Source organism: Mycobacterium sp. (genome assembly GCF_049683935.1).
Lineage (GTDB): Bacteria > Actinomycetota > Actinomycetes > Mycobacteriales > Mycobacteriaceae > Mycobacterium.
Genome location: NZ_JBAUJR010000375.1, coordinates 1 through 9,392, shown reverse-complemented (window position 1 = coordinate 9,392; position 9,392 = coordinate 1). Strand labels below are relative to the sequence as shown.

Sequence of the window (9,392 nt, the reverse complement as noted above, 5' to 3'; positions counted from 1 at the left end):
GCAGAACGCCAAGGGCATCGAATCGACGCTGACCTCTCTGGTCGACCGGTACGTCAAGCACTAGGCGACATCTCGCTCACGCAACGTTCACGGTCTCGATATGGTGTCGCTGTTCACGTCGACGGGCCGATCGCCGATATTCGCTGCACAATGGTGGTCATGGACAGTGATCTCGAATCACACGTCGTCATGCCCGCCTGGCGTGACCCGCTGTCGGCGGGGTGGCGCGCCCACCGCGGCCTGCTGTTGTTGCGGCTGCGGTGGCACGAGCGCCGCGTCAGCACCCGCCGCGGGTAGCCGCTAGCCGCCGAGCTTCACCACTCGAGAATGCAGCAGATGGTGCCTGAAGTGCATCGTTGGGTTCGCTGTGCCCCGTACGGGAGAGGCATATACCTCTTTCTGGAAGCAGCTAGGGATCCGGTGGATCGATAGCGTTCACATCATGCCGTCCCACGCCAGGTGTGCGCAGCGTTGCGGCCCCTGCGCCGACGCGATCGGGGCGGTCGTGTGCTGACGGCGGCAAAACCCTTCCGGGCGCTCGGCGGCTTCTTCGCGATGTCGCTGGACACCTTCGTGTTGATGTTCCAGCGACCCTTCGCTTTCCGCGAGTACGTCATCCAGACCTGGTTCGTCGCACGTGTCTCGGTCCTGCCTGCGCTGATGCTGACCATGCCCTATTCGGTGCTCCTGGTGTTCACGTTCAACATCCTGCTCAATGAGTTTGGTGCGTCGGACTTTTCGGGAACCGGTGCGGCGATCGGCACCGTCAATCAGATCGGACCGATCGTCACGGTGCTGGTGGTTTCCGGGGCCGGCGCCACCGCGATGTGCGCAGACCTGGGCGCCCGCACCATCCGTGACGAACTCGACGCGCTGAGAGTGATGGGCATCAATCCGGTGCAGGCGTTGGTGGTGCCGCGCGTGCTGGCGGCCACCACCGTTGCTCTGGCATTGTCCGCTTCGGTGATCATCGTCGGACTCGCCGGCGCATTCTTCTTCTGCGTCTACATCCAGAATGTGTCTGCAGGAGCGTTCATCTCGGGCCTGACGCTGCTCACCGGCGCCGGAGACGTGATCGTCTCACTGATCAAGGCAACACTTTTCGGCCTCGCAGCAGGACTGATCGCCTGCTACAAGGGCGTTTACGTCGGGGGCGGCCCGGCAGGAGTCGGCAACGCCGTCAACGAGACCGTGGTGTTCACCTTCATGGTGCTGTTCGCTATCAACGTCATCGTGACCGCGGTCGGTATCCAGTTCACGGTGTCCTGAGGTGATCAGATGAGCGCCGGCGTCCCGAGCAAGCCACTCGGTCGACTCCACCATGCCGTTGCCGACTTCGCCGCGGGCTGGAACCGCATCGGTGGGCAGGTGCGCTTCTACGCCGAGACGGTGGCTGCGATTCCGGATGCAGTTGTCCACTACCGGACCGAGTTGTTGCGGTTGATCGCCCAAATGGGACTCGGCAGCGGAGCGCTGGTCGTGGTCGGCGGCACCGTGGCGATCGTGGGCTTCCTGACCATGACAACAGGTGCACTAGTTGCGGTGCAGGGATACAACCAGCTGGCGTCGGTGGGATTCGAGGCGCTCACCGGATTCGCCTCCGCGTTCTTCAACGTGCGGCTGATCGTGCCGGGCACCACGTCGGTGGCGCTGTCCGCCACGATCGGCGCAGCGGCGACTGCTCAGCTGGGTGCCATGCGGATCAACGAGGAGATCGACGCACTCGAGGTGATCGGCATCCGCAGCGTCACCTACCTTGCCGCCACCCGCGTGCTGGCGGGAGTGATCGTGGTGATCCCGCTGTACTGCGTCGCGGTGATGATGGCTTTCCTCGCAGCCCGTTTCGGCACCACGGTGATCTACGGACAAGGTGCGGGTGTCTACGACCACTACTTCGGGACCTTCCTCAGCCCCACCGACCTCATCTGGTCCTTCTTCCAGTGTGTGGCGATGACGGTGGTCATCATGCTGGTGCACACCTATTACGGTTTCACCGCCTCCGGGGGCCCGGCAGGCGTCGGTGAGGCGGTGGGGCGCGCGGTGCGTACCTCGATGGTTGTTGCCGCAGTGGAGATCGTGATGATCTCGCTGGCGGTCTACGGCCAGTCCGGCAACTTCAACCTGGCGGGTTAGCGTGAAGCCGCGCGCGGGAGGACCCCGCCTCCACAACGCATGGTGGACCGCGATTCTGCTGGTGATGGTCGCGGCGTTCCTGCTTGTCACCACCGGAATCTACAACGGGACGTTCCGCTCCTACGTACCAGTGACTTTGACGTCAGAGCGTTCCGGGCTGGTGATGGAAACCGGAGCGAAGGTCAAACTGCGCGGTGTCGAGGTCGGTCGGGTCCGTGCGATCGGCGGCGCGGACGCCGGGGCGAGCCTGGAACTGGACATCTACCCCGACCAGATCCAGTTCATCCCGGCCAATGTGCAGGCCCAGATCCAGGCCACGACCGCGTTCGGCGCAAAATTCGTCGACCTGGTGTACCCGGCCGACCCGAGCCCGGAACGACTTGCCGCCGGTGCGGTGTTGCGCTCGATCAATGTCAGCACCGAGGTCAACACGATCTTCGAGAACCTGTCCGAGTTCCTGAAGATGGTTGATCCGGCGAAGCTCAACGCGGTGCTCAGCGCTGTAGCGGAGGGTGTACGCGGCCGCGGCGAGCAGATCGGGCAGGCGACCATCGATCTGAACGTGGTCCTCACCGCGCTCAACGAGCGCAACGAAACCATTCGTCAGGACTGGCGGTCTTTCAAGAGCTTCAACGACACCTACGCCGAGGTCGCCTCCGACATCGTCACGGTCCTGGATGGCGCCAGTACCACCAGCACGACGGTTGTCGATCACGCCACCGAACTGGATTCATTGCTGCTCAACACCATTGGTATGTCGAGAGCGGGGACCGAATTACTCGGTTCCAGCAAGGACAGTCTCGTCGGATTGGTCGGTGCCCTGCAACCGACAACCAGCCTGCTCCGCAAATACAGTCCGGTGTACACCTGCTTCCTCCAAGGGGCGACGTGGTTCCTCGACAACGGCGGGTACGACGCCTGGGGCGGGGGCAACGACCGGTCCATCCAACTCGATGTCGGCCTGCTCTTCGGCAACGACGCATACAAGTACCCCGAGAATCTGCCCGTCATAGCCGCCAAGGGCGGACCGGGGGGCCGACCCGGGTGTGGTTCGCTGCCCGACGCCACCAAGAACTTCCCGGTTCGCCAGCTCATCGCCAACACCGGCTGGGGTACGGGGTTGGACATCCGGCCGAATCCCGGTATCGGCCACCCGTGTTGGGCCGACTACCTACCGGTGACACGCGCCAATCCCGAGCCGCCGAGCATCAGGCAGTGCCTGCCAGGGCCTGCACCGGGCCCGGCGCCCACCCCGTCAGCGCCCACCCCGTGACACGATCGCACCGAGTTCAGGAGAAGACACCGTGAAGGACGACTTCAAGGGCGCGGCGTGGCGCCTGTCGGTTTTCCTGACAGTGTGTGCGTTGGCCACCTTCGCGCTGCTCACCGTGTTCGCTCAGTTCCGATTCGATAGCGGCAAGAGCTATTTCGCCGAGTTCACGAACGTCTCCGGGCTCAAAAGTGATGACCTGGTGCGGATTGCGGGGGTCGAGGCGGGCAGCATCCAGGACATCTCGTTCAATCCCGACTCGACGGTCCGCGTGGAGTTCTCCGCCGACGATTCGGTCATTGTCACCGACGGCACGCGTGCGGCGATCCGATACGACAATGTCATCGGCGGGCGGTATCTGGCGCTCGAAGAGGGGCCCGGAGGACTCCCGGCCCTGCCATCCGGTGGGACCATCCCGGTGACCCGGACGCAGCCCGCTCTCGATCTGGATTCGGTGATCGGCGGCTTCAAGCCATTGTTCCGGGCGCTGGACCCCGGTCAGGTCAATGCTCTGAGCGGCCAGCTGATCTCGGCACTCGAAGGTCAGGGCGCAACGATCGGATCATTTCTCGAACAGGCGGCGATAGTGACCAACACCCTGGCCGACCGCGACGATCTGATCGGGCAGGTCGTGGACAACCTCAACGTGGTGCTCGGATCGCTGGGTAGCCAAACCGATCGCCTCGACCTCGCGGTGGCGTCGCTGTCGGAACTGGTGCACGGGCTCGCCGAACGACGCGTCGACATCTCCCACAGCGTGGCCTATATCGATGCCGCCGCCGGATCACTGGCCGACCTGCTGGCTCAGTCTCGTCGGCCGTTCTCCACGGTGGTGCAGCAGACCGACCGCACTGCCGCGATCGCCGTGGCCGACCAGGAGTATCTCGACACACTGTTCAACACCTTGCCGGACAAGTATCGGGCGCTCGGGCGCCAGGGCATGTACGGCGACTTCTTCAGCTTCTACCTCTGCGAGCTCGTGTTGAAGGTCAACGGGAAGGGTGGCCAGCCGGTGTATGTGAAAATCGCCGGGCAGGACTCGGGGCGGTGTGCGCCGAAATGAAATCCTTCGCCGAGCGCAGCCCATTGGTGATCGGAATCGTCGGTGCCGCAGGCGTTTCCCTGGTCGTGCTGGGAGCGCTGCAGTACCAGAACCTACCCGTGGTCAACCAGGTGAATTCGTATTCCGCCTACTTCGCCGACGCTGGGGGGCTCTTCACCGGCGCCACGGTCGAGGTTTCCGGATATCCGGCGGGCAGGGTGTCGGGTATCGAACTCGACGGTGCCGCAGTGCTGGTGCGCTTCACCGTCGACAAGAACATCACCATGGGCGAGGCGACGCACGCCGGCATCAAGACGAAGAGTCTGCTCGGGACCAAGATGCTCGCCGTCGTGCCGCAGGGCGGCGGCCGACTCGAGGGGCCCATCCCGATGAACCGGACGGTGTCGCCCTACCAGTTGCCCGACGCCCTCGGCGATCTGGCCGAGACGATCAGTGGACTCGACACCGACCAACTGTCGGACTCTCTGTCGACGGTGTCGGAGGCGTTCGCCAACACCCCTGAGGAGCTCAGCGATGCGGTCCAGGGAATGGCGCGATTCGCCCAGACACTCAACGAACGAGACACCGAGTTACGCAGCCTGCTCGACAATGCCGCCAAGGCAACGGGTGTGCTGGCGCACCGCAGCGATCAGGTGGCCCGGCTCATCTCCGACACCAACGCGCTGCTTGCGCAGCTGCGCACCCAAAGTGATGCGGTCAGCCAGATCTGGACCAATATTTCGGCTGCGGCACAACAGCTCAAGGCGTTCATCGCCGAGAACCGCGAGCAGCTGCGCCCAGCGCTGGACAAACTCAACGGGGTGCTGACCATCGTCGACAACCGCAAGGAACGCCTTCAGGAGGCGATCACTCTGCTCAACAAATACGCGATGTCGCTGGGGGAGTCGCTGTCCTCCGGGCCGTTCTTCAAGGCGTATGTGGTGAACCTGCTGCCCGGCCAGTTCGTGCAGCCGTTCGTCGACGCCGCCTTCTCCGATCTCGGGCTGGACCCGAACGTGTTGCCACCGTCGCAGCTGACCGACCCCCAGACCGGTCAACCCGGCACGCCGGCGCTGCCGGTGCCATACCCTCGCACCGGCCAGGGCGGTGAGCCGCGGCTGCACCTTCCCGACGCCATCACCGGCAATCCGGGTGATACCCGTTACCCGTATCGCGAACCACTGCCCGCGCCGCAACCTGGCGGACCTCCGCCGGGACCACCCGCGCTCGAACCGGTGGGACAGCGATGAGAGGGAGGTTGCGGCAGGCGCGCAAGGGGTTGGCCGCCGTGTTGGTGCTGATTCTGGCCGCCGGCGTGGTGGTCGCGGCCAGATCCGCGGACAGGGACGAAAGAATCTGGGTGACAGCCTATTTTGAGAACAGCAACGGTATCTTCGCCGGTGACGACGTGCGGATCCTCGGGGTGCCCGTGGGCCGGGTCGACAGGATCGAGCCCGAACCCACCCGTGCCAGGATCACCTTCTGGGTGGATCACCGCTACCCTGTCCCGGCTGATGCCAAGGCGGTGATCCTGTCGCCCCAGTTGGTGACAGGTCGGGCCATCCAACTGACACCTGCCTACACCGGGGGGCCGGTCATGCCGACAGGTACGGTTGTCGGTCAGGAGCGGACCGCGGTTCCGGTCGAATGGGACGACGTCCGAGTTCAGTTGCAGCGCTTGACCAAACTTCTCGAACCGACCGAACCCGGCGGAGTCAGCACCCTCGGCTCGTTCATCAACACCGCCGCCGACAATCTGCGGGGCCAGGGCGCGAACATTCGTGCGACGGTCATCAAGCTGTCCCAGGCGCTGACGACTCTCGGTGATCACAGCGACGACATCTTCGTCACCTTCCGCAATCTGTCGACTCTGGTCTCGGCGCTCCACGACAGTGCAGACCTCCTCGAACAGCTCAACCAGAACATGGCGGCGGTCACGTCGCTCGTGGCCGACGACCCGCAGAAGGTCGCGCGGACAGTGCAGGATCTGGCCGGGGTCATCGGCGACGTCAAGGTGTTCGCAGACGACCACAGGGAGGCGATCGGCACCACGACCGACAAGCTGGCGTCCATCAGTACCGTGCTGGTCGACAGCCTCGATGATCTCCAACAGACATTGCACATCGCTCCCGGCACAGTGGCGAACTTCCAGAACATCTTCGAGCCGGCGAACGGATCGCTGACGGGTGCGCTGGCGGTGAACAACTTCGCCAATCCCATCAGCTTCATCTGCGGAGCGATCCAGGCGGCGTCGCGACACGGCGCCGAGCAGTCGGCGAAACTGTGTGCGCAGTATCTGGCGCCCATTGTCAAGAACCGGCAGTACAACTTCCCCCCGATCGGGGAGAACCTGCTTGTCGGAGCGCAGGCCAGGCCCAACGAGGTCACCTACAGCGAGGATTGGATGCGCCCCGATTCTGCACCGCCCGCTGTTCCTGCCGAGCTGCTGCCGGCAGAAGCGACCGATCCCGACTCCGGCCTGCACGGGATGATGGTGCCCGCCAACGGAGATGGCTCATGAACCGCACGTGGTGGCGCCGCATCGCGGCGGCGTCGGTGACGGTCGTTGTTGTCCTGGCGTCGGCCGGGTGCGCCGGCTGGCAGGGGCTGAACTCGCTGCCGATGCCCGGCACCCAGGGCGGAGGGCCCGGGTCGTTCGTGATCCGGGCGCAGCTTCCCGACGTGAACAACATCCAGCCGAATTCTCGGGTCCGGGTCGCCGACGTGGACGTCGGCACCGTGACCAGGATCGAGCGCCAGGGCTGGCACGCGCTGTTGACGATGCGGCTCAACGGCGATGTGGTCCTTCCCGAGAACTCCTTGGTGACAATCGGTTTGACCAGTCTGCTGGGGTCGCTGCACATTGAGTTGTCGCCCCCGAACGGTGTTGCGCCGTACGGGCGCCTGCGTGACGGATCACTGATCCCGCTGTCGAGTGGCGGCGCATTCCCGAGCACTGAACAGACCCTGGCGGCGCTGTCGATGGTCCTCAACGGAGGCGGACTCGGCCACGTGCAGGACATCACCGAGGCGTTCTCGACCGCGTTCCGCGGCCGGGAGCAGGATGTGCGCAGCCTGGTCGGCCAGTTGGAGACCTTCACGCGCAACCTCAGCGGCCAAACCGGTGACATCATCGCCGCCACAGAGAGTCTCGACGATCTGGTCGGGCAGTTCGCTGCGCAGCGACCCGTGCTCGATCACGCGCTGGAAACCATTCCCGACGCGCTATCGGTGCTCAACGGTGAGCGAGACGATCTCATCGACACCGCTGACCGATTCGGAACCTTCAGCGCGCTGACCGTTGACACCGTCAACAAGACGAAGGACAACCTGGTCGGGGAACTCGAGGACATCGGCCCGGTGTTGACGGAACTGGCCGATGCCGGCCCGAGCATGACCCGGGCGCTCTCCTACATCCTGACTTTTCCGTTCCCGAACGAGACGATCGAGAAGTGGCAGCGCGGTGACTACGCCAACCTGACCGCGATCGCCGACCTCACGCTCAGCCGGATCGACGCGGGTATGTTCACCGGAACCCGTTGGGAAGGCGACCTGACCGAGCTCGAGCTGCAATGGGGTCGCACCATCGGGCAGTTCCCCAGCCCCTACACCCGCGCCAACCCGTTGACCGTTCCCTACCGCTGGGATCAGGGGCCATAGATGCGACTCGACAGGCGAATGCAGATCCAGCTCGTGTTGTTCACGATCGTCGCTGTGGTCGCGATGAGTGTGATGGCGCTCCACTTCATGAAGCTGCCGGCCATGCTCTTCGGCGTCGGCCGGTACACGGTCACGATGCAGCTGGCCCAAACGGGTGGCCTCTACAGCGGTGGAAATGTGACCTACCGCGGTACCGAGGTGGGCCGGGTCGAAGCGGTGCGTCTGACACCCGTGGGCGTGGAGGCCGTGTTGTCGCTGAAGTCCGGCATCGACGTTCCGTCCGACCTGCAGGCCGAGGTGCACAGCCAGTCGGCGATCGGCGAGCAGTACGTTGCGCTGTTGCCGCGTAACGGCGATGCGCGGCCGCTGCGCGACGGCGACGTCATCACACTCGCGGACACGTCGGTGCCGCCCAACGTCAACACCCTGCTCGCCGACGCGAACGCCGGACTCAGGGCGATACCGCGGGACGATCTGAAAGTCGTCATCGACGAGTCCTACACGGCGGTCGGTGGACTCGGCCCGGAACTGTCTCGGATCGTCGACAGTTCCACCGATCTCGCCATCGAGGCGCGCGAGCACCTCGACCCGCTGATCACCTTGATCGACCAGGCGAAGCCCGTTCTGGATTCGCAGACCCGCACCTCGGAAGCGATCCAGGCCTGGGCCTCACAGGTGGCCACGGTGACCACACAGCTTCAGGAGCAGGACCAGACCGTTGCCCGGGTCATCGACGACGGCGGCGCGACAGCCGATTCGGTGCGCCAACTCGTCGACCGGATCACGCCGACGCTGCCCCTCGTGCTGGCCAACCTGGTCAGCGTGGGGGAGGTGGCGGTGACCTACCACGACAACATCGAACAGCTTCTTGTGCTGTTCCCGGCCGTCGTGTCGGCGGCTCAGGCCGGACTGGTGGCCAACGTCGACACCAAACAGGATTACCGGGGCCAGTACCTCAGCTTCAACCTGAACATCAACCTGCCGCCGCCGTGCACCACCGGCTTTCTTCCTGCGCAGCAGCAACGTTCGGCGGTCCTCGAGGATGCGCCCGAACGTCCCCCCGGCGACCTGTACTGCCGAGTTCCCCAGGACTCGTCACTCAATGTCCGTGGAGCACACAACATCCCGTGCGCAACACGGCCAGGTAAACGCGCTCCCACGGCCGCCATGTGTGAGAGCGACGAGACCTACGTGCCGCTCAACGACGGGTTCAACTGGAAGGGTGATCCGAACGCGACGGCGTCGGGGCAGCCGGTTCCGCAGCTGCCGCCGGGAACCGGGCCGGGG

At 64.7% G+C, this 9,392-nt stretch carries 9 protein-coding genes; all 9 read left to right on the top strand.

Annotated features, from left to right (window positions below):
• Positions 1–159: 159 nt before the first annotated feature.
• Positions 160–297: a hypothetical protein gene (locus tag WA965_RS21710; RefSeq protein ID WP_526448063.1), complete on the top strand. Its 138-nt coding sequence runs from the start codon at positions 160–162 to the stop codon at positions 295–297.
• 258 nt (positions 298–555) lie between these two features.
• Entirely contained in the window at positions 556–1,269 is a 714-nt protein-coding gene (locus WA965_RS21705; protein WP_526296010.1) for an MlaE family ABC transporter permease, read from the top strand.
• A 9-nt stretch (positions 1,270–1,278) separates the two neighbouring features.
• Positions 1,279–2,133, top strand: coding sequence for an MlaE family ABC transporter permease (locus WA965_RS21700; RefSeq protein WP_526295974.1), 855 nt, complete (start codon positions 1,279–1,281; stop codon positions 2,131–2,133).
• Between the two features lies 1 nt (position 2,134).
• Complete coding sequence (locus WA965_RS21695) at positions 2,135–3,406, top strand: MCE family protein (RefSeq protein ID WP_526295976.1); 1,272 nt, start codon at positions 2,135–2,137, stop codon at positions 3,404–3,406.
• A gap of 31 nt (positions 3,407–3,437) precedes the next feature.
• Complete coding sequence (locus WA965_RS21690) at positions 3,438–4,466, top strand: MCE family protein (RefSeq protein WP_526295978.1); 1,029 nt, start codon at positions 3,438–3,440, stop codon at positions 4,464–4,466.
• Positions 4,463–5,695 (top strand): MCE family protein, encoded by a 1,233-nt coding sequence (locus WA965_RS21685; protein WP_526295980.1) that lies wholly within the window; start codon positions 4,463–4,465, stop codon positions 5,693–5,695. Before WA965_RS21690 ends, WA965_RS21685 begins: the two co-directional genes overlap by 4 nt.
• Complete coding sequence (locus WA965_RS21680; RefSeq protein ID WP_526295982.1) at positions 5,692–6,966, top strand: MCE family protein; 1,275 nt, start codon at positions 5,692–5,694, stop codon at positions 6,964–6,966. The genes WA965_RS21685 and WA965_RS21680 overlap by 4 nt, the downstream gene beginning before the upstream one ends.
• Entirely contained in the window at positions 6,963–8,105 is a 1,143-nt protein-coding gene (locus tag WA965_RS21675) for an MCE family protein (protein ID WP_526295984.1), read from the top strand. Before WA965_RS21680 ends, WA965_RS21675 begins: the two co-directional genes overlap by 4 nt.
• Positions 8,106–9,392: MCE family protein (locus WA965_RS21670; RefSeq protein ID WP_526448062.1), on the top strand; the 1,287-nt coding region annotated here is incomplete at its 3' end.

Bases quoted from the DNA above. Each gene is read 5' to 3' on its own strand.
- WA965_RS21700 (WP_526295974.1), top strand. From the start codon at position 1,279: ATGAGCGCCGGCGTCCCGAGCAAGCCACTCGGTCGACTCCACCATGCC.
- WA965_RS21680 (WP_526295982.1), top strand. From the start codon at position 5,692: ATGAGAGGGAGGTTGCGGCAGGCGCGCAAGGGGTTGGCCGCCGTGTTG.
- WA965_RS21675 (WP_526295984.1), top strand. From the start codon at position 6,963: ATGAACCGCACGTGGTGGCGCCGCATCGCGGCGGCGTCGGTGACGGTC.
- WA965_RS21705 (WP_526296010.1), top strand. From the start codon at position 556: ATGTCGCTGGACACCTTCGTGTTGATGTTCCAGCGACCCTTCGCTTTC.
- WA965_RS21710 (WP_526448063.1), top strand. From the start codon at position 160: ATGGACAGTGATCTCGAATCACACGTCGTCATGCCCGCCTGGCGTGAC.
- WA965_RS21685 (WP_526295980.1), top strand. From the start codon at position 4,463: ATGAAATCCTTCGCCGAGCGCAGCCCATTGGTGATCGGAATCGTCGGT.